General features: G+C 64.6%; 14 protein-coding genes. 8 read left to right on the top strand and 6 right to left on the bottom strand.

Going from position 1 to position 18,900, the window contains the following annotated elements:
- Nucleotides 1-1,317: 1,317 nt before the first annotated feature.
- The 4 genes from KF791_13970 to KF791_13955 form a co-directional block, all read right to left on the bottom strand.
- Nucleotides 1,318-4,950 carry an immunoglobulin domain-containing protein gene (locus KF791_13970; protein MBX3733688.1) on the bottom strand — a complete coding sequence of 1,211 codons (3,633 nt, stop codon included), beginning with the start codon at nt 4,948-4,950 and terminating at the stop codon, nt 1,318-1,320.
- A 223-nt stretch (nt 4,951-5,173) separates the two neighbouring features.
- Nucleotides 5,174-6,586 carry a deoxyribodipyrimidine photo-lyase gene (locus KF791_13965; protein MBX3733687.1) on the bottom strand — a complete coding sequence of 471 codons (1,413 nt, stop codon included), beginning with the start codon at nt 6,584-6,586 and terminating at the stop codon, nt 5,174-5,176.
- A 61-nt stretch (nt 6,587-6,647) separates the two neighbouring features.
- A complete protein-coding gene (locus KF791_13960) occupies nt 6,648-7,676 on the bottom strand; it encodes a N(4)-(beta-N-acetylglucosaminyl)-L-asparaginase (protein ID MBX3733686.1) in 1,029 nt (342 codons plus the stop codon).
- Nucleotides 7,677-7,749: 73 nt separating this feature from the next.
- Nucleotides 7,750-7,944 (bottom strand): hypothetical protein, encoded by a 195-nt coding sequence (locus KF791_13955; GenBank protein ID MBX3733685.1) that lies wholly within the window; start codon nt 7,942-7,944, stop codon nt 7,750-7,752.
- A gap of 144 nt (nt 7,945-8,088) precedes the next feature.
- On the opposite strand from KF791_13955, the gene gatB reads away from it, so the two are divergent.
- Nucleotides 8,089-9,555: an Asp-tRNA(Asn)/Glu-tRNA(Gln) amidotransferase subunit GatB gene (gene gatB / locus KF791_13950; GenBank protein ID MBX3733684.1), complete on the top strand. Its 1,467-nt coding sequence runs from the start codon at nt 8,089-8,091 to the stop codon at nt 9,553-9,555.
- A 107-nt stretch (nt 9,556-9,662) separates the two neighbouring features.
- The gene (locus KF791_13945; protein MBX3733683.1) at nt 9,663-10,241 is read left to right on the top strand and encodes an NUDIX domain-containing protein; all 579 of its coding nucleotides are present in this window, start codon (nt 9,663-9,665) and stop codon (nt 10,239-10,241) included.
- Here KF791_13945 and KF791_13940 read toward each other — a convergent pair.
- On the bottom strand, nt 10,166-10,558 hold the full coding sequence (locus KF791_13940; GenBank protein MBX3733682.1) for a Dabb family protein: 393 nt from the start codon (nt 10,556-10,558) through the stop codon (nt 10,166-10,168). The genes KF791_13945 and KF791_13940 overlap by 76 nt on opposite strands.
- Nucleotides 10,559-10,996: 438 nt before the next feature.
- Here KF791_13940 and cas10 point away from each other — a divergent pair, with 438 nt between their 5' ends.
- Together cas10 and KF791_13930 are read left to right on the top strand one after the other, a co-directional pair.
- Nucleotides 10,997-13,771 (top strand): type III-B CRISPR-associated protein Cas10/Cmr2, encoded by a 2,775-nt coding sequence (cas10, locus tag KF791_13935; GenBank protein ID MBX3733681.1) that lies wholly within the window; start codon nt 10,997-10,999, stop codon nt 13,769-13,771.
- On the top strand, nt 13,768-15,186 hold the full coding sequence (locus KF791_13930) for a hypothetical protein (protein MBX3733680.1): 1,419 nt from the start codon (nt 13,768-13,770) through the stop codon (nt 15,184-15,186). The genes cas10 and KF791_13930 overlap by 4 nt, the downstream gene beginning before the upstream one ends.
- 11 nt (nt 15,187-15,197) lie before the next feature.
- On the opposite strand, the gene KF791_13925 is transcribed toward KF791_13930, so the two are convergent.
- The gene (locus KF791_13925; GenBank protein MBX3733679.1) at nt 15,198-15,503 is read right to left on the bottom strand and encodes a hypothetical protein; all 306 of its coding nucleotides are present in this window, start codon (nt 15,501-15,503) and stop codon (nt 15,198-15,200) included.
- A gap of 138 nt (nt 15,504-15,641) precedes the next feature.
- Between KF791_13925 and KF791_13920 the strand changes: the two genes are divergently transcribed.
- Genes KF791_13920 through cmr6 form a run of 4 tightly spaced genes read left to right on the top strand, consistent with a single transcriptional unit; the run spans nt 15,642 to nt 18,834 of the window.
- On the top strand, nt 15,642-16,193 hold the full coding sequence (locus KF791_13920; protein ID MBX3733678.1) for a hypothetical protein: 552 nt from the start codon (nt 15,642-15,644) through the stop codon (nt 16,191-16,193).
- 22 nt (nt 16,194-16,215) lie between these two features.
- The gene (gene cmr4 / locus KF791_13915; GenBank protein ID MBX3733677.1) at nt 16,216-17,052 is read left to right on the top strand and encodes a type III-B CRISPR module RAMP protein Cmr4; all 837 of its coding nucleotides are present in this window, start codon (nt 16,216-16,218) and stop codon (nt 17,050-17,052) included.
- 22 nt (nt 17,053-17,074) lie between these two features.
- Complete coding sequence (locus KF791_13910) at nt 17,075-17,446, top strand: hypothetical protein (GenBank protein ID MBX3733676.1); 372 nt, start codon at nt 17,075-17,077, stop codon at nt 17,444-17,446.
- On the top strand, nt 17,443-18,834 hold the full coding sequence (gene cmr6, locus KF791_13905; protein MBX3733675.1) for a type III-B CRISPR module RAMP protein Cmr6: 1,392 nt from the start codon (nt 17,443-17,445) through the stop codon (nt 18,832-18,834). Before KF791_13910 ends, cmr6 begins: the two co-directional genes overlap by 4 nt.
- Nucleotides 18,835-18,900: the final 66 nt, after the last annotated feature.

Here is an 18,900-nt window from a genome sequence, read left to right as displayed (position 1 = left end):
CCAGCGCACGGCTCGGCGGGAGCCTCGCCCCACCGATGTCAACTGGTGGTGGGCCTCCAGCCCCCTTTCCAATGGTGGGGCGAAGGTCTTCCTGAGCCGTCGGCAAGTGGAGTTGCCACAGGCCCGGCTTGCGGTTGCACCAACGGCTCGGCGGGAGCCTCGCCCCTCCGATGTCAACTGGTAGTGGAGCCCCAGACCCCTTTCCGGGGGTGGGGCGAAGGTCCTCCTGAGCCGCCGGCAGGTGGAGTTGCCACAGGCCCGGCTTGCAGTTGCACCAACGGCTCGGCGGGAGCCTCGCCCCTCCGATGTCACCTGGTGGTGGAGCTCCAGACCCCTTTCCGGAGGTGGGGCGAAGGTCCTCCTGAGCCGTCCGCAGGTGGAGTTGCCACAGGCCCGGCTTGCGGTTGCACCAACGGCTCGGCGGGAGCCTCGCCCCTCCGATGTCACCTGGTGGTGGAGCTCCAGCCCCGTTTCCAATGGTGGGGCGAAGGTCCTCCTGAGCCGTCCGCAGGTGGAGTTGCCACAGGCCCGGCTTGCAGTTGCACGGACGGCTCGGCGGGAGCCTCGCCCCACCGATGTCACCTGGTCGTGGAGCCCCAGACCCCTTTCCGAGGGTAGGGCAAAGGTCCTCCTGAGCCGTCGGCAGGTGGAGTTGCCACAGGCCCGGCTTGCAGTTGCACCAACGGCTCGGCGGGAGCCTTGCCCCACCGATGTCACCTGGTCGTGGAGCTCCAGCCCCCTTTCCGGTGGTGGGGCGAAGGTCCTCCTGAGCCGTCGGCAAGTGGAGTTGCCACAGGCCCGGCTTGCAGTTGCACCAACGGCTCGGCGGGAGCCTTGCCCCACCGATGTCACCTGGTCGTGGAGCTCCAGCCCCGTTTCCAATGGTGGGGCGAAGGTCCTCCTGAGCCGTCGGCAGGTGGAGTTGCCACAGACCCGGCCTGCAGTTGCACGGACGGCTCGGCGGGAGCCTCGCCCCACCGATGTCACCTGGTCGTGGAGCTCCAGCCCCGTTTCCAATGGTGGGGCGAAGGTCCTCCTGAGCCGTCGGCAAGTGGAGTTGCCACAGGCCCGGCTTGCAGTTGCACGGACGGCTCGGCGGGAGCCTCGCCCCACCGGGCTTGACGCCGCCCGCCGAACGCGGTGCCTGCATGGGCGCGCTGCTCAGCATCATCTTGTCAGAGGCAGTGGACCAATGATGACGGTCACGTTTAAAGGCGGAATTCCCCTGTAAAGAAAAAGGCCCGCGCCATCCGACGCGAGCCCTGCGGACGCGGCACCCTGGGGTGCCGCGTCCGGGAATCTTGGCCGCCACCCCGCCTAGTTGCGGAGCTGGCCAAACCACTCCGGACCTTCGGGAGTGAACGTGTACGGACTGGTGGCGCCAGGAATCGGCTGGTAGGTGCCTCCCAGGCTTGTGGACGCCTCAAGAACGCCGGTACCGGTCCACTCAAGGGTGACTGAACCGTCGGCATTCACGCGGACGCCGGTGAACTCCAGATTGACCGGCGGCGTGATGACCACGTCCGTCAGGGGGTTGCCCTCGAGTCCGATCGCGTAGATCTGAGACATCTCTTCCGCAGTCAAACTGCGATTCCAAATCCCCAGGTCATCCAAGGGACCGGAGAGGTAGTTCGGACTATTGAAATCCGGACCCACCACCGGCGGATCGCTGTCGTCCACATTCAACCGGGCACCCATCGAGAGCCAGGGGATTCCCGGTTCGTTGATGTTGCCGAGGTAGTCGGCGGACGCGACTTCGGTACCGTTCAAATACAGGCGGACCTGGGCGCCGTCCGCGGTGAATCCGACCTGCTGCCAGCTGCCGGTGGTGAAGGCGTTGGGGGCGGTGGCCCGAACGATGTTGGGTCCGGACCCCACGGCGGCGGACAACCGGCCTTCGAGGGTGGTGTCATCGAAGACCAATCCGATCTCGAACTGTCCCGCGGGTGTGCCGGGTCCGACACCGGCGCCGACACCAATCTGGCCCTGCGCGTTGCGGACGAAGGCCACGTCGCTGAAGAAGCCCGGTTCGACCCGCACCCATCCGGACACGCTCAACGCCCGGCGGGCCTTGGCGTAGTTGTCCACGAACAGGTAGGTGAATCCGTCAAAGTTGAACGCATTGGCAATCCGACCCTGGATCCAGTTCGGTGTGCCATTCACCACGGCCGCACTGCCCCCCGCGACCGAGTTCACCGCGGTGGTGCCGCTGGCGGCGTCGTACTTCCAGTACCCCACCAGGGCATCGTCAATCGCATAGCGCGAGATGCTGACCGACGCGTTGCGGCTGACCACGCTGCCGCCCTCGTTGAAGATGGCGACGTTGTAGATGGCTTCGTCGTCCGGTCCAAGGTTGGAGATGGTCAGCGTATCGGTGGTGGCCCCCGCGACGTTGCCGCCATCGGGCAGGTTTCGCCCGTTCTTGCGCCACTGGTAGGTGAGCCCGGTTCCGGTCGCCTGCACCGAGAGGGTCACCGTACCGTTCTCGGGTGCGGTGGTCGGATGCGGCTGGTCGGTGATCGCCGGGGGTGGCGGCGCGGGGGTCGAGTTCAGGATGAGCTGGATCGCATTGACCGGCGCCCCACGATCGTAGGTCGGCGGCGTCAGCGTCTGCCAGGTCAGGCGGATCGTCCCGTCCGCGGCGGCGCGCACGTTGTCAAACCGCACATAGGTCGCGAGGTCCCGGTTGGCCGGGTTGGTGCTCGTGCCGCGGTAGAACCCGGGCGCCGCATTGTATTCGTCGGCATTGATCACCCGCACGTAGTAGGTCGTGGTCGTTTCGCCAATGACCGTGTAGTTCGCGTTTTGGAACTGGAGCGGGATGCCCACCATGTAGGCGATCACCGAGTGCGTACCGGCCGGCACCTGATAGAACGTCAGCATGCGGCTCTCCGGCTCGGTGTTCGGCTGCGCGTGGTTGAGGCCGTTCAACATGCGGGCCGTCGCGCCCTGGTCGCCCGTCCCGGCACCCCAGGCACCCGAGGTCGTGAATTCGAAGGTCAGCCCCGAATCCGCGCCATCGCTGTTCCACAGCGTGGCCAGCGGGTCCTCCGGTTCCACGCTGAAGTCGGGGATCTCCCCGCTGCCCGCGTTCTGGGCGTTGTTCCAGTAGGCCTGGAGATGCAGGCCAGCCACGTCAGTGGGCAGCATCAGGGTGGGCGCTCCATTGGCGCCGCCACCGCGGAAGCTGATGCCGATGCTCTTCGTCGCCGACGGTGTGAAGATCAACGCCTGCACCGGAGTGCTGGTCCGGGATTCTTCGCACCCGGAAATCTTTACCGTGTACACATCGCCGGCGTTTTCCGTCGTGACGGGAGGCGTGGTGTAGGAAGTGCGGGTGGCTCCCGGAATCAACTGGTCATTCCGGTACCATTGGAGCGGCCAGGGGCCGTTGACCGTGACGAAGAACGTGGCCGGCTCGCCGGCGAGAACGTAGGTGTCCACCGGCTGCACCAGGATCCGCGTCTTGTCGCAGTCCGGTTTGTCGGCCACCGCCAGGAGACCCACCTCGGCGATCTGCATGCAACACCCGTTGGGTGTCTGCGTCTCGATCACTGTCCAGCGATAGTGCCGGTAGGACCTCGTGTTCGGGAAATAGGCGGTCTGGGTCTGAAACCGCGCCGTCCACTCCGGGAAGTCGTCGTTGCGGTAGATCAGCTCCCAGTTCCCCGTCGTCCACGTCGGACTTTCATCGTTGGACCCCTCGATGGTGAAGACCTTTGGGTCGCGCTCGGGCGCATCGTTCGCCGACTGCATCGAGATGCCGGTGATGACGGTGGCGCCCAGCTGGGGCGTCACGACGAAACCGGACGGCGTGCCACCAATCCGGGTGTCGAAGTTCAGGTACTTGGTCGGCTGGCCGTCAATCGCGTTGGCCACCCCTTCCGAACCCGGGCTGTTCGCGGACGATGCGAGGATGGTATCGCTGGGTTGAAGGACATTGGCCGGGGCCCCGGTCCCGAGAAGGGCCACCTCGGCGATCTGCATGCAGCAGCCGTTGGGCGTCTGCGTCTCGATCACCGTCCAGCGGTAGTGCAGATAGGGACGGAAATTGTCGAAGAGGAAGGTCTGCTCCTCAAACCGGCCGGACCACTCGGGGATCTCGTCGTTCCGGTAGATCAGCTCCCAGTTTCCGGAACCCCAGGTCGGGTCCGCATCGTTGGACCCCTCAATGGTGATGATTTTGGGGTCGCGCTCGGGGGCATCGTTGGCCGACTGCATGGTGATGCCAGTGACCACCGTCGCGCCCAGCGCCGGCGTGACCACAAATCCGGAGGGGCTGCCGCCAATGCGGGTGTCGAAGTTCAGGTACTTGGTCGGCTGGCGGTCAATCGCGTTGGCCACCCCCTCGGACCCCGGGCTGTTCGCCGACGAGGCGCTGATGGCGTCGCTGGGCTGGAGGACGTTCTGGGGCAGGACACTGCCCAGCAGCCCGACCTCGGCGATCTGCATGCAGCAACCGTTTTCCGTCTGGGTCTCAACCACCGTCCAGCGGTAATGCCGGTAGGCACTCAGGTTCGGGAAATTGAATTCTTGGAACTCGAAGCGGCCGGACCATTCAGGGATGTCGTCGAGGCGGACAATCAACTCCCAGTTGCCCGAGCTCCAACTGGGATTCTCATCATTGGAACCTTCGAGCGTGACCACCTTGGGATCGCGCTCCGGCGCATCGTTGGCCGATTGCATGAACATCCCCACCACGCGGGTGACGCCGATGCTGGGGGACACCACAAACCCGGAAGGGCTGCCGCCAATGCGGGTGTCAAAGTTCAGGTACTTGGTCGGCTGGCCGTCAATGGCGTTGGCAACGCCTTCCGAGCCGGGACTGTTGGCGGACGAGGCGACGATCGGGTCGCCGGGTTGGAGGACGTTCTGCGCCTGGAGAGCGCTGCCCAGCCATAACGCCGCCAGCAACAGGCAGCAGGGTTTGGGGAATCGGGTTCGGTTCATAAGGAATGCAACCCACCGCCACGGGTGGCCGCCACCCGTTGGCGGCGGACAATCCGCCCGGGGTGGTTTGTGGCATTAAGTGAGTGTGTGGCCCATTACAATCACCGGGGACCTTGTGGGCAAGGAAAATCCTGCAACGGCAAGAGCATTCATGGCACTCCATCGGGCCGCCGCCCGCCCTTCGGCAGCGGCAAAAAGCCCCGCCCTCAACCCCGTCCGATTCCTACCCGCCCCGAACCTTGCGGAACATCGCGAGGCACCGCTCACGCTGGGTGGGATGGGAGACGATGGGGGCCGGATAGCCGGATCGCGCCAGCAGAAGGGGTTCGGACGACGGCTCATGCACGGCCTCCTCCGGCAGGTTCGCGAGCTCCGGGATCCACTGCCGCACAAACGCTCCGTCCGGATCAAATTTCCGCCCCTGGAGGACCGGATTAAAGATGCGGAAGTACGGCGCGGCATCGGTGCCGCAGCCGGCGCTCCACTGCCAGCCGCCATTGTTCGCGGCCAGGTCGCCATCCACCAATCGCTGCATGAAATAGCGCTCCCCGCGCTGCCAGGAAACCAGCAGGTCCTTGGTGAGGAACATCGCCACAATCATGCGCAACCGGTTGTGCATCCATCCAGTGGCGTTGAGACAACGCATGGCCGCATCCACAATGGGAAATCCCGTGCGTCCCTCGCACCACGCCGCAAAGTGCTCGTCCGGTCCCGACCATTCGAGGGCGTCGTATTCCGGACGGAAGCTGCCCGCGGCCACCCGGGGAAAGTTGGCCAGAATCTGGATGTAAAACTCCCGCCAGATCAGTTCGCTCCACCACACATCGCATCCGCGGAGCTGCGCCGGCGCGGCGACCTCGCGCACCCGCTGGAGCCGGGCCAGCACCGTGCGAATGTTGATCGTTCCAAACCGCAGATGCGGGGACAAATGCGAGGTGGCGCCCTCATCCGCCGGGAAATTCCTGCGACGGTCGTAGTCGAAGACCCGGCGCTCGACGAACGCGCGCAGGGCCTCCTGCGCGGCGTGCTCCCCCGCTGCGGGCAGTTGCTGGGCGAGCGGATGCCCCAGCGACGCCGACGCTTCCGGCATGGGCAGCGACCGGATGGCTTCCGGCACCGGCCGCACCGCCCGCGGCACACGCGGCACCGGTGGCGGCACCGGCAGCGCACGCCAGGCCCGCGCATAGGGGGTGAACACCGTGTAGGGCTCCCCGGACTGGGTCCGCACCTCCCGCCCCTCCTGGATCACCGCGTCCTTGAACGACTCGAAGTGGACCCCGGCCGGGTACAGGGCCGCCGCCACCCGCCGGTCCCGGCTGACCGCATATGGCTCGTAATCGCGGTTGGTCAGCACCGCGGCCGCTCCGGTTTCCCGGGCCAACCGCACCAACTCCACCTCCGGCGTCCCGTGACGCAGGATGAGCCGGTGACCCAGTGCCCCAAGATTCTTCGCAAGCGCCTCCAGCGACCGCAGCAGGAACGCCACCCGCGCCGCCCCGGTGTCCGGGGCCCGGAGGATCGCGTCGTCCCAGATGAAGACCGGCACGACGCATTCGGCCCTTGAGGCCGCCTCGTGGAGCGCGGTGTTGTCCGAGACCCGCAGATCGCGCCGGAACCAGTGGATGACGGTTTGCATGCGGCCGCAACGAGCCCCGATCCCCTCGCAAGTCAATCCGTCCGCCCACCGAGCGCCGGCGTCACTTCCGGTTGCCGCCCACCGGGCCGATGTCCGCCTCCGTCAGCCCGGGACTTTGGAACACCGTGCTGAAGGCCTCGCAGGCGACGGCGTATTCAAATCCCCGGCCCGTTCCCGCCGCACCGAATCGGCCGGCACGATCCAGGGCGATGAAGTTGATGGCGAGATCGGATCCCGGGGAACTTTTGCGCGCGATCCGGCGGATGGTCTCCAGGCAGGCTTCCTGCGGATGGAGCCCTTGGCGCATCAGCTCCACCACCTGGAAGGACCCGCAGAAGCGCATCACGTTTTCCCCGACCCCCGTCGCCCCGGCGGCGCCCACCTCATTGTCCACGTACAACCCGCTGCCGAGGATGGGGGAATCCCCAACCCGGCCCGGGATCTTGTAGCCCCAGCCACTGGTCGAGCAGCCGCCGAAGAGATTGCCGTCGGGCAGGAGGAGGATCAGGGCGATGGTGTCGTGGTTTGGGTGCTGCGCGGCGTTCCGGGCGCGGGCCGCCTGATCGGCCTTCCATCGGCGCCAGGCGGCCTTCTGCCCCGGGGAAACTTTCGGCCCCCGCTCAAAGCCCTCCCGCGCTGCAAAGGCCTCGGCTCCCTCGCCCACCAGCATCACGTGCCGGGTCGTCTCCATGACGCGCCGGGCGATGCTGACCGGATGCCGGTAGCCCGACACCGCCGCCACGCTGCCCGCGCGATGCCCGGGCCCGCTCATGATGCACGCATCCAGCTGAACGACCCCATCGGCATTGGGAATGCCCGCCAAGCCCACACTGGCGTTGTTGGGGTCGGATTCCGTGACCCGGATCCCCTGCTCCACCGCGTCAAGCCCCGCCCCACCGGCGCGGACCACGGCCAGGGCGGCTTCGTTGGCCGGCCGGCCGAAGGGCCATGTGGACACCACCACGGGCGGCGTGGCCTGCAACTCGGCGGGACCCGGCTCGACCGCGGCATGCAGTCGCCGGACCACCGACGCACCGCTCACGGCCAGAGCCGAGCGTGCCACGAAATCACGACGGGAAACGGAAGGCATCAGAAGGCATCCTGGACGGGGTGGCTTGGAGCGTCTGGGGTGGGACGAAGGCCGGCGCAGGGCGTGCCGGACGTCATGCAGCCGGCGGTTCGGATGCCGGGGCGGCCGGGGCAGGCGCGACGGCCTTGCCGCCGAGGATTTTGAACATCACGGCACCGCAGGTCGGGCACTTGCCCTTCACCGCGTTACGCCCGTTTTTCATGACTTCCTCGACCGCATCGGCGATCGGTTTCTTGGATTTACATCGGACACAGTAACCTTCCGCCATACACCCTCCATTCTCCAAGGCCCGCCGAACGCATGGCTCAAGCCCGGAGTCGGACCGTACCGACCGCGCCACCCGGGTGTCAATCAACCCGGTGACTCCGGGATGGCATCCCCGGCCGCGGGATGGCATATCCCGGGCCGCGACATGGAGTACGATACCGTCATCGGGCTGGAGACCCACGTCCAGTTGAAGACCCGGTCCAAGATGTGGTGCGGCTGCCCGAACACCTTCGGCGCCGAACCCAACACCCTGGTGTGTCCGGTCTGCCTCGGCATGCCCGGGGTCCTCCCCGTGGCGAACGAGGAAGCCCTCCGCCTGACCGTGCTCACGGGATTCCTGTTGAACTGCGAGATCCCGGAATCGGCGAAGTTCGACCGCAAGAACTACTTCTACCCCGACTCGGCCAAAAACTACCAGGTCACCCAGTACGACCGCCCCAGCACGCGCAACGGATGGATGGAATTCGAATTCTCCGGGGCGTCTGGGCATGAATCCGGGCTGGCGCGAGTCCGCATCACGCGGGCGCACCTCGAGGAGGACGTCGGCAAGAACAACCACTTTGAGCGGCACAGTGGCGTGGATTTCAACCGGGCCGGCGTGCCGCTGCTGGAGATCGTCTCCGAACCCGACCTCACGGGACCCGACATGGCGCACGCCTACCTCCGGGCGCTGACGGACATCCTGGTCCGCGGCGGGATCAGCGACTGCGATCTCGAAAAGGGGATGGTCCGCTGCGACGTCAACCTCTCCGTGCGGCCGAAGGGTGACCCCAACCTGGGCGCCAAGATCGAGCTCAAGAACCTCAACTCGTTCTCCGCGGTCCGCCGCGCCATCCATTTCGAATCCGCCCGGCAGATCGGCGAGATCGAGCGTGGCGGGACCCTGCGCCAGGAGACGCGGCGCTGGGACGACGAGGCCGGAATCACCGAGCCCATGCGGTCCAAGGAAGATGCCCACGACTACCGGTATTTCCCGGAGCCGGACCTCATGCCCTTCCGGCCCACCCCGGAGTGGCTGGCGGAGGTCCGGTCCCGGATGCCCGAGCTGCCGCTGGCCCGCAAGCAGCGGCTGATGCGGGATTACGGCCTGCCCGCCGGGGACGCCGCCGTGCTAAGTGACCGGCTGGACCTCGGACGCTTCTTCGAGCAGGCGGCGTCGGGCGTCGCCAACCCCAAGGCGGTGGCGAACTGGGTCATCAACAACCTGCCGGCCCAGCTTGCCGCCCGCGGCATTGGCCTGGAGGGCCTGCCGTTCGGACCGGACGCCCTCCGCGAGCTGGTGGTGCTCGTGGACTCCGGAAGGATCAGCAGCAAGATTGCCCAGGACGTCTTTGTCGAGATGACCGCGTCGGGCGGGCGTCCGGAGGCGATCGTCACGGCGCGCGGATGGGCCCAGGTGAGCGACATGGCGGAGATCGAGCGTCTGGCCGACCAGGTGATTGCGGCGCATCCGGGCCCGGCTGCGGACTTCCGAAATGGGAAGGCGGCGGCCCTCAACTTCCTCAAGGGCCAGTTGATGAAGCTGTCCCGCGGCAAGGCCAATCCGGCGCTCGCCGGGGACGTGCTGGAGCGCAAGCTGGGAGGGGTTGCCAATTCCGGGTCCATCCCCTAGCCTGAAGTACGTTGGTCCTCCCCAGACCACCCGTGACGGCTCCCGTGAACCGCTATTTTTCGAACAGCCGCACCTTTCGCCGCGGGAAGGTGAGCGCCGGGCTGCTCATGTACCGGTGCCGTGGGGGACGGCTGGAAGTCTTCCTCGCCAGACCGGGCGGCCCGTGGTTTCCGCACCGGAATCATGACATCTGGACGATTCCCAAGGGTGAGGTGGAGCGTGGGGAGAACCTTTTGGAGGCCGCCATCCGTGAATTCCGGGAGGAAGTCGGGCTGGAGCCGCACGGTCCCTACCACGAGCTCGGCTCGGTCCGGCAGCGCGGCGGGAAAACGGTTCACGCCTGGGCGTTTGAAGGCGACTGGGACGAACGGGAGCCCATTCGGAGCGCCCAGGTGGAGGTGGAGTGGCCGGCGGGATCCGGTCAGTGGTCGGTGTGGCCGGAAATTGAGCGGGCGGCCTTTTTCCCGATGCCGCAGGCCCGCGAGCACATGAAGGTCGCCCAACAGCCCTTTCTGGACCGCCTCGCGGCCCTGCGGCCTTCGGGAGCCGGCGCTGGCGCTCGCTTGGGCACGTGTGCCGATGCCCACCCGGGAGCTCCCGCGGCGCCCCCCTACTCCTTCGCCCAGAAATCAATCACGAACACGTCGCCCAACACCGGCTTCACCAGCCGGCCGAATTCCTGGTGATCGGGATGCACGAGGTAGGCGTCGCGGTCCGCCTCGGTGGCGAACGTGAGCACCCAGCAATGGGTGAAGCCCTTGTTGAGGCCCTCGGGGCTGTTGTTGGGTCCCCACTGGAGTTTTTGGATCTGGGGGATCCTGGTTTTGAGTGAGCGGAAGGCCTCCTCGACTTCCCGGACCTGTTCCTTCGATGCCGCGTCCTTGAATTTGAAGGCCACAACGTGATTCAGGCGCCCGCTGCGGTTGGTTCGTGCGGCGGCGGCGGTGGTGGTGGTGGTGGTGGTGGTGGACGGCTTCGGTTCGTCCTTTGCGTTCAGGGGCATCATGACAAAAAGGGCCACGCCGATCCCGAAGGCGGCGACGGCGGCGGCGGCAGCAAGACTGCGGAGGGACGGGCGATCCATGGCTTCAACGGACCCAGAGGCTACGGATCCCATTCAAGGCATGACAAGTCCCGCGCGTTATTTTGTCCCCGGACGCCTTTGATAATGCCCCGAACGGGAGTTCCCGCCCTCCGACCCCTGCTCCCTGCCGTCCGGCAATCCGGGCCCCCGACGTCCCGGAACGTCCCCGTGCTCGGAAAAAGTTTCGGCCCGGCACAATTTTTTCGTGCCATGAACGGCCCCACCCCGTTTTCCTTTTGCAATCTCCGGCGGCTCCTGCCGTCCCCGATCTCCCGGAACTAGCCGAAAGCCGCCCCACCCCGCATGAATTTCTGGAAACGAAAACTGGCCGCCTACCTGCACGACAGCCCGGACAAGGTGCTCAGCATTCTCGACCACGAGGAGCGCGCACGACGAATTGCGGGTATGATTCCGTCCTCCGAAATGGCGCGCAAAGAGGCCGATTGGGCGGCCTCGGCGGCCGATCGTTTGCCGTTTCCTCCGTCATCGGACACGAGAACCGAACTCACCTGCTTCCGCCATCCGCTGGGTGGTGCCGAGATTCCCTTGAATGGGCAGGCCCTGCCGATTGGCGTCGCCGAGGACACTTCCCAGACGTCCCGCCCCAAATTGAACGAAGACAATCCACGCGCTGCTTTCATCAGCACCTGGCGTTTCTGGCGCAACTGGGCCGCGTCGCGTCACGCCGATTTCGCCCTGTACCCGGCCGAAACCCGGCTGCCCGACCACACCATCTGGAATCATCTTGCCGTCACCAGTGCCATGCAGGGCTGTCTGGGCGGAGAGCCGTGGACCAAGGACAACCCCGGGGGTCCGGTTGATTCCCCGGCCTTCCTAATCTTCACCATCGGCCCGGTCCAGGACTTCATCAGTGCCGCACGCTCGACGCGCGACCTGTGGAGCGGCAGCTACCTGCTCTCCTACCTGATCGGGCACACCCTCCGTCGCATCGCGCTCGATTTTGGCCCCGACCATGTGATTTTCCCAAACCTCTGCGATCAACCGATCGCGGATTTGCTCCTGAAGGAGGAGATCTGGGATCAGGTTAGCACGGTGGAGGACTCGAAACTCTTCGAAGCCTTTGACTACTACGGCAGCAGTGATTCCAAGCAGCGACTACTCACTCCTTCCCTGCCGAACCGGTTCCTCGCCGTCTTGCCCACCCGCATGGTGGAGCATCGCGACCGCGGACCACAGTTCGCATCGGTCACCGCCTATGCTCAATATCTTGCAGATGACCTGAAGCTGTTCCTGAAACACGAAATTGCCGGTCCTTTGGCCGACGTTGCAGCACAAGCCTTGGGCACCCGATTCAACCAGAATCGCTTCTCCCGGCAGGCTGACAGGCTGCTCGAGGTCCATTGGCAGGCGCTTCCCTGGCCGGATACGTTCCAGGGCGCGCGGGAGCAGGCGGAGCCTCTTCCGAACGACGATTCCACCGCCGAATACACGCCGCGCGCCGGACTTCAGACCATTCTCAACCTTTGCCAGCATGGAGCCGATACGCGCTACCTGACCGACCAGGCACCGAAGAACGTCGCCGCAGCTTGGAGCGCCCTCTATGCCAGTGCCGAATGGTTGCTCGACGGCGCGAAAGCCAATCGAGGCTTCCCTGCCGCCGTGGGTGGCCATCTGCATCCCACCAAGGACAATTCCAAGGATTCCCTCAACGGCCGCGAAGTGGCAGTCCTCCTCGTGGGGGACGAAGCCGACGCCCAGGAATTGTCTACGAAGCTGGCTGCCCGCCTCAGGAAAAACCATCTCGTCAAGAGGGGAGAAGACCTTGGCGCAGGCACACTCATCAAGCGGCTCTGGCCCTACGCGGTGCTCTGTCCACGCCACGCCTTTGCTCCAAAGGATCTGGAGATGCCCAACACTCGGGGGATCGCCGCCCACGAACCGTGGGGCGACGATGATGATGATGGCGGACAGGAGGAGAGGTACTTTGCCGTGCTTGCCCTGGATGGGGACTCCATGGGCAAGTGGATCAGCGGTTCGAAGGCACCCAGGCTGCAGGACGTGCTCTCAAGGGAATGCGAAGAAGTGTATCGGGCGAAGGGGGCCAATCTGGAGCACCACCGCCCGCTTTCGCCGGCCTGGCACCTGCAATTCTCCGAGGCGCTCGGAAACTTCTCGCAACATGCCGTCCGTCGCATCGTGGAGGCCTTTGACGGCCGGCTCGTTTACTCCGGCGGCGATGACGTGCTGGCGATGCTGCCGGCGGACACTGCACTGGAATGCGCCAGAGCCCTCCGCCTCGCCTTCCGAGGGGATCCCGACCTCAACCGCGCGGCTTGTGGGGTCTTGGTAGGACAAGGGAAGCGACGACGCAGCGACCGTTCCACGCGATTGTTTCAGATCGACACGGAGGGATTCCTCCGCGTGTCGCCAGAGGCCACCGATCGTCACGGAGAGACGGCCCGGCTCCTGGACGATCCAGTCAGATTCCCGGCCATTGTCCCGGGTCCCAAAGCCGATTGCTCCGTCGGCATTGCCATCGCCCACTTCAAGTCGCCGCTCCAGGATGTCGTGCGGGCGGCGCAGGCCGCGGAAAAGCGCGCGAAAAACCAATTCGGACGCGGCGCGGTCGCCGTGTCGCTTTTCAAACGTTCCGGCGAAATCACCGAATGGGGCTGCAAGTGGGAGGACGGTGGCCTCGAAGTTTACCGCGCCATGCTTGCCGCCATTGCCGATGAGAGCGTGTCCGGGAAGTTCCCGCACCGCGTTGTCGAGTTGCTGGACGCGTACCTCACCGACACCTCGCCCCTCGCTGCCAAGAGCTTCAAAGCCCTTCGGGAATTTCCGGTAGTCGAGATCGTGCTCTGCGAGTTTCGTCACGCGATCGAACGGCAGGGGCAGAAGAAGGACTCCCCGAAGTTTGCCGAATTGAAGGAAGCGGGAGCCGATGATCCCGCCGGTGCCCTTTCCCGCTACCTCCATCATCTTCAGAATTCAGCCGCTCACGAGTTGAAACGGGCCAAGGAAAACACCGCCAGATGGGAGACACTGCCCCCTCATGAACAGCACCGGCTTGAGGCCGCTCCTATTGAGTCCCCTTTGTCGGCGGTCATCGGTCTCTGCCAGACCGTCGCCTTCGTCGAACGTAATCTGCCGAAAGGCAATCGGCCATGAACACGATCCTGCTCCGCCCCACCGACATCCTGTTCTTTCGCGATGGCCGCCCAATGAGCGGCGCATCGGCCGGCCACGGCGCTGCATGGCCGCTGCCCACGGTCATCAATCATGCGTTCCATGCAGCACTCCACCGGGCCGGTGACATCTTCCAAAACGCCCACCCCCACTGTCTGGGACGAAATGGAATCTACGGGGACGCCGGACGACGTGATCGCCGTTTTGGTTCCTTGGCCACCGCAGGACCATTCCCGGTGTCCACCGCCAACGCGGATCCTACCTGGTACTTTCCGCGCCCTGCGGATGCCGATGACAGCGGCTCGGCGGTTCTCGCTCCTCACCCCTCAGCCGCTCCGTCCAGTCTGGTGGCCCCCTGCAAATATCCGGTCACTTCCACAAGACCACCCTCCAAGGGCACTCCGAAATCCTGGTGGAGTTTGGGGGCGTGGAACTCCTACCTCCGAACGGCGCAAGTCCCTCAACCTCCCGGCAGATCTGTGTTCATCAGCGATGGGGACTTCGCAGACACCGAGCACACCTACGGAATCGGAATCAATCCGGACACCGGCACGGTGGAGGAAGGTCAATTCTATTCTGCCAACTACCTGCGATTGCGGGATGGCTGGCAGCTTGGTGTCCTGGCGAGCGCCGCCGACAAGAAATTTCACCACCCAGTGCACGGTGACGACCTGGTGCGGACGCTTCTCAACGGCCACGGTGCCGAGATCATCGCCGGTGGTCAGCAGCGTGTCTGCACGGCCACGCTGGAGCCGAGTAGGAACGGTGGCCTGCCCCTGCCCCTCGGTCGCACCGACGGATTCCATCAGCAGGATGGCCACTGGCTGGTGAAGTGGGTCCTGCTGTCCCCAGCAATCTGGCCGGAGATTCCAGGTGGAGCTTCCAGGGGCGGTGAAACGATCCACGCGCATCCTGGCGGATGGCTGCCAAACTGGGTTTCCCTCGATTGGGATGCAGAGACGGCGACTGTGCACCCCAACAAGGACAACGGTCGGGTGTTGTTGAAGCTGCGAATGGGAAATCGTCGGCGAGACTACACGGGACCCCGGGTAAAGCGCGTCTCCGACGAAGGCGAAGCCGAAATCCGAACCCACCTTGTCGCCGCCATCGTACCCAAGCCGATTCCCGTCACAGGATGGGCTCTGGCCAACGACTCGGATCGCCCCCAGGGCGGTGCCAAGTCCACCCACCTCGCCGTTCCGGCCGGAGCCGTGTACTACTTCGAGGCCGAATCGGAGACGGATGCAAAAAACCTGGCCGCCGCCCTCAACTGGCACGGCAGCGACACCCAACCCACCACCATCCGGAACCGCCGCAGCACGCTCATGGGCGAGAAGGGCTTTGGCCTGGGCGTCTGCGGGACATGGGACTTTTTCCCAGGAACAAGGCCGCAATGAGGTCCCACCGTTCAGTCCGGAGTCTTGAACGGGTTGATCACCCGGACGCCGTCGTACTCCTGACCGTCGTTCAGGTCTTCCGCGTACAGGATGGGCGCTCCGAGGCGTCGGGTCGCTGCCAGCACCGCGGCATCCCAGTAGCGGACCTGGTAGCGCCGGCAAAGGCGGCGGGCTTCGCCGAACAATTCGACATCGGTGGCCACGACCGGCCGCTTCAGCAAGGCGGTCACAATCCGATCGCAGAGGGACGGGTCCATGGCCAGTCGGGCCTTGATCCGCGCGTTATGGAAGAACTCCTGCACCACCTGCAACGTCACGATTCCAACCTGGAGCGAGCGTTCCTCCGCAACCCACCCTTCGACCCGAACCCGATGGGCAACGTCCAGAGACGTCTCCTGACATGATTTCGCCCCTGAGTCCCACGATCCTCAAACCAACAGAAACGAAACGGCCCCATGATGTCGGACGCTGAATTCTTCGCCGGAATCACTGGCAGCACGAACGACCTCAGCCTCGTCGTCCGTGCCTTGCGCGAGAGCGGTCAGCCCTTCTGCCTGATTGGCGGGCTCGCGGTGAATCATTACGCCGAGCCCATGGTCACCCTGGACGCCGACTTCGCGGTTGCCGGCGCCGAAGGAACGGCCGCCGCGCTGCGACAGGCAGGATTCCAGGTCGAGGAGTTTCCTCATTCCTGCAATGCCACCCTGCCGGGCAGCCGGCTTCGCATCCAGATCACCCTCAACCACCGTTACGGCAGCTTCCCCTCCCGTGCCGTTATTGGGACCCTCTTTGGCGTCGAACTCCCCATCGCTGCGCTTCCCGACGTCGTGCAAGGCAAGCTCTGGGCCGCGACCGACCCCACACGTCGAGCGACGAAGCGGCAGAAGGACGCCGTGGACCTCGCGCGGCTTGCCGAATCCCATCCTGAAGTCTTCCAGTTGATCCCATCCGGCCTCGTCGCCGGCGTGGACGAAATCCGCCCCGGACCACCCACCAAACGTCAATGACCCCCTTCCAACAAAGCCAACCATGACCACCAAAATCCTCTTCCTGTTCACCCGAACTCCCCTCCACGTCGGTGCCGGCGCCAGCGTCGGCGCCATAGACCAGCCCGTCCAGCGCGAGCGCCACACGGGATTCCCGATCATTCCCGGCAGCTCGATCAAGGGCGTTCTGCGCGATCACATTTTCCCCAACGCGATTGAAGGTGAGCACACAGACGCTGATAAACTCTTCGGCAAGGGCTCGAAGGGCAAAGACGCCAGCGCCGGTCACATCAGCTTTGGAGAAGCGCGCCTGGTCGCCTTCCCCGTTCGCTCGGCCAAAGGCGCTTTCGCCCTTGCCGTTTCGCCGCTCACGCTCAGCCGCCTCAACCGCGATGCAGGTTGGGGACTGACCATCCCTTCCATGCCCGAGGTCATGACCTGCCGGGCGGGAGCAAAGCTCGTGATTGACCGTCCGGATGCCAAGGGCGTGGTGCTCGAGGAGTATGCCTTCAAGCAAGCTGGTGAATTCCCGTCCGAATGGGAACACAAACTCACCAGCCTGCTCTCAGACTCCGTTCTCGCGAACGCCGCAGGACGCTTCGTGCTCCTTTCCGACGGGGATCTATCGAATTTCGCCGTCAACGCGTGCCAGGTGAATCAGCATGTTCGAATCGACGACGAGACGGGCACCGCCGATAAAGGCGGTCTGTTCAACGAGGAGACGGTTCCCTCCGAAACCTTGCTCTACTCCGCGTTCACAACCCTGCGCAGGGAATCCGAAAGCAACGCGGTCTTCGATGCCCTCATGTCGGAGCAACTCGTGCAGTTCGGCGGCGACGGCACAACCGGCTTGGGGTTCTGCTCGGTCAAACTTGCCTAGACTCAACCTGGAAACCCATCCCATGCAGAACCTCGAACAAATCCGTGCCCGCAACGTGCTGGCGTTTGCCAAGCTCGTGACCATTTCAGGCGAGAAAGGAGGCGAAGTCATCAAGAAAATCCCGCCGCTCATTCTCAACCACGGCCTGCTGGCGACAGCCGCATATTCATTCTCTGAAAAGGAGGGATGGCAGAAGGTCTTCGACGCCATCGCCCTCCATTTGGCGGACAGGGACATCGCCATCGCTCCAGAGTCCGTGAAGAATCGCCAGACTCTGATGGATTTTCTGACCAGGAAAGAAACCACCAGTGAAACACTCAAGCTAGCCACGGCGGAAGCCATGGCGTGGCTTCAGTACGCCTGCCGCTTTGTGAAGAAGGAGGAGAGGACATGAGTGCCGCAACCATTCCAATGCCTGGTGATGTTGCCCGACTGATTGGTTCGGCGGCGCAATACGTCGAGAATCGCAGCCTGCTGCTGGACAAGTTCGTGTTTCACAAGAGTTGGGGACTTCACGAGATCAAAGCCAACGACGCGCACCGCTGGAGCCTTCTCCGGATTGCCGACGGCGGAGACGCTGAAATCGCCCGCGAGGCGAAAAAGCGCAAAGACGAGGCGGATCGCTTGGCGCGAAAGGGCATGAATCCAGACAAGGTGGTCAAGCTTCGCATTGAAGCCAAACTGGCTGAACACTTGGCCACGACCGCCAAGCCACATTCCGATCTGGCAAACCTCCGCGCCCGCCACACGCGTCACCTGCTCGGCCTCTTCCGCAGAGCCTATGGCGACCGTGCTGCCGTCACCATCGGCCAACTCGAAGGCCGCCTCGCCATCAATCTCGCCAACAGCCTCATCCAGAACGCCGGCATCTGTCTCGACCGACTCTTCGGCTTGCCCTACATTCCCGGATCCGCGGTCAAAGGCGCGTGCCGCCATGCCGCCCTAGCTGAACTCAAGACGGCCAGTAGTGCCGAGACCCCTGCCTTACTGGCTCTCTTTTGCGCCGTCTTTGGCACCTCGGAAGTTGATTTCAAAACGGGCGACCTGAAAGCCTTCCGCGAGCAGGACGCTGGACGCGACACCGACCGCAAAGGCGCTGTTTCTTTCCTGCCCGCCTATCCGGTAAACGAAGCCCGCATCGTGGTGGACCTGACCAATGTCCACTACCCGCTCTACTATGGCGGAGATAAGAAGCGAAACATTGCCCCAGGATTGTCCTCATCGCTCAAAGAGGAGAAGCCTCAACCCAATCCCTTCCCCGCCGTCGAGGTCGGCGCGCAATTCGCCTTCTGCCTCGTCCTCAATGGCATCAACGACAATCCCGCTCTGTTGACCCACGCCTGCCGCTGGCTCGAAACCGCCCTCACCGTGCGCGGCTTGGGCGCCAAGACCGCCTGTGGCTATGGCTGGTTTTCGCTGCGACCTGAAGCACTGAAGCAAATCGTCGCCGAGGAAGCCAAGGAAGCAGAAGCGGCGGAGAAAAAGGCGAGAGACGAACTTGCCAAAGCCGAAGCCGCCGCGAAAGAGGTCGCCCGCAAAGCTTCCCTCTCTCCAAAAGACGCGGCCGCCGACGAACTGGTCAGTCTCAACGAGCAAGCGTTCGCGACGCTCGCCAAGCAACTCGTCGCGCAGGACGAAATCAGGCAGCGCGCTTTCATCGACTTGCTGCGCAACCACAAGGAAAAGCGCGACCGCTGGAAGACTTGGAAGAAGAAGAAGCCGGACCTCGCGAAGAGCATCTCGGACGTCTGCGCCGAACTCAACCTGCCGCCATTGCCATGACCTCCTATCGTCTCACTTTCATCACCCCGCTATTCAGCAAAGGCAGCTACGACGACAAACCGGAAA

The sequence above is a fragment of the Verrucomicrobiia bacterium genome, assembly GCA_019634635.1.
In the GTDB taxonomy this organism is placed as follows: domain Bacteria; phylum Verrucomicrobiota; class Verrucomicrobiia; order Limisphaerales; family UBA9464; genus UBA9464.
Note: the sequence above shows the minus strand (reverse complement) of the source record. Positions and strands in the feature narration are given on the sequence as shown.

Coding starts and splice junctions, on each gene's coding strand:
- cmr6 (MBX3733675.1), top strand. CDS start 17,443: ATGAGTGCCGCAACCATTCCAATGCCTGGTGATGTTGCCCGACTGATT.
- KF791_13910 (MBX3733676.1), top strand. CDS start 17,075: ATGCAGAACCTCGAACAAATCCGTGCCCGCAACGTGCTGGCGTTTGCC.
- KF791_13930 (MBX3733680.1), top strand. CDS start 13,768: ATGAACACGATCCTGCTCCGCCCCACCGACATCCTGTTCTTTCGCGAT.
- KF791_13940 (MBX3733682.1), bottom strand. CDS start 10,558: ATGCCCCTGAACGCAAAGGACGAACCGAAGCCGTCCACCACCACCACC.
- KF791_13960 (MBX3733686.1), bottom strand. CDS start 7,676: ATGCCTTCCGTTTCCCGTCGTGATTTCGTGGCACGCTCGGCTCTGGCC.
- gatB (MBX3733684.1), top strand. CDS start 8,089: ATGGAGTACGATACCGTCATCGGGCTGGAGACCCACGTCCAGTTGAAG.
- KF791_13955 (MBX3733685.1), bottom strand. CDS start 7,944: ATGGCGGAAGGTTACTGTGTCCGATGTAAATCCAAGAAACCGATCGCC.
- KF791_13970 (MBX3733688.1), bottom strand. CDS start 4,950: ATGAACCGAACCCGATTCCCCAAACCCTGCTGCCTGTTGCTGGCGGCG.
- cmr4 (MBX3733677.1), top strand. CDS start 16,216: ATGACCACCAAAATCCTCTTCCTGTTCACCCGAACTCCCCTCCACGTC.
- KF791_13965 (MBX3733687.1), bottom strand. CDS start 6,586: ATGCAAACCGTCATCCACTGGTTCCGGCGCGATCTGCGGGTCTCGGAC.
- KF791_13920 (MBX3733678.1), top strand. CDS start 15,642: ATGATGTCGGACGCTGAATTCTTCGCCGGAATCACTGGCAGCACGAAC.
- KF791_13945 (MBX3733683.1), top strand. CDS start 9,663: ATGTACCGGTGCCGTGGGGGACGGCTGGAAGTCTTCCTCGCCAGACCG.